Origin of the sequence: Bordetella pseudohinzii, from assembly GCF_000657795.2 — a bacterium.
In the GTDB taxonomy this organism is placed as follows: domain Bacteria; phylum Pseudomonadota; class Gammaproteobacteria; order Burkholderiales; family Burkholderiaceae_B; genus Bordetella; species Bordetella pseudohinzii.
This window is the reverse complement of the sequence record NZ_JHEP02000043.1, coordinates 1-1,015: the sequence shown is the minus strand read 5'-3', so window position 1 is coordinate 1,015 and position 1,015 is coordinate 1. Positions and strand designations below refer to the sequence as shown.

Sequence of the window (1,015 nt, the reverse complement as noted above, 5' to 3'; positions counted from 1 at the left end):
AATATCGCCGCCGGCAGCGCCACGACCGATGCCGTGAACGTCGGTCAGCTGCAGGCGGTCTCCACGGTGGCCAACAGCGGCTGGAATGTCACGGCGCAAGGCGCCAATGCAAGCAATGTCGCACCCGGCGCCACCGTGGATTTCTCTAGCGCCGACAGCAATCTCGCCATCAGCAAGGGCGCGACCGACAGCAAACTGCGCTTCGCCCTGTCCCGCAACCTGAATGTGGATGCCGTGACGCTGGGAACCACCCAGCTTCAGGCCAGCGGCCTGACCCTGACCGGCGGCCCGAGCATCACCACCGCCGGCATCGACGGCGGTGGCCTCAAGCTCAGTAATATCGCCGCCGGCAGCGCCACGACCGATGCCGTGAACGTCGGTCAGCTGCAGGCGGTCTCCACGGTGGCCAACAGCGGTTGGAACGTCACGGCGCAAGGCGCCAACGCGAGCAACGTCGCACCCGGCGCCACCGTGGATTTCTCTAGCCCGGACAGCAACCTGGCCATCACCAAGGGCGCGACCGACAGCAAACTCCGCTTCGCCCTGTCCCGCAACCTGAATGTGGATGCCGTGACGCTAGGCACCACCCAGCTGCAAGCCAGTGGCCTGACCTTGACTGGTGGACCGAGCATCACCACGGCCGGTATCGACGGCGGCGGGCTCAAGCTCAGCAATATTGCCGCCGGCACGGCGACCACCGATGCGGTCAATGTGGGACAGCTGCAAGCCGTCTCCTCGGTCGCCAACAGCGGCTGGAACGTTACCGCGCAGGGCGCCAATGCGAGCAACGTCGCACCCGGCGCCACCGTGGACTTTGCCAGCGCCGACAGCAACCTGGCCATCACCAAGGGAGCCACCGACAGCAAACTCCGCTTTGCCCTGTCCCGCAACCTGAATGTGGATGCCGTGACCCTCGGGACCACCCAGCTCCAGGCCAGCGGCCTGACCCTGACCGGCGGCCCGAGCATCACCACCGCCGGCATCGACGGCGGCGGGCTCAAACTCAGCAATATCG

General features: G+C 66.5%; 1 pseudogene. It reads left to right on the top strand.

Features of this window, described 5'->3' with window-relative positions:
• Positions 1-1,015: pseudogene (locus L540_RS21150) on the top strand (hypothetical protein); the annotation flags it as partial.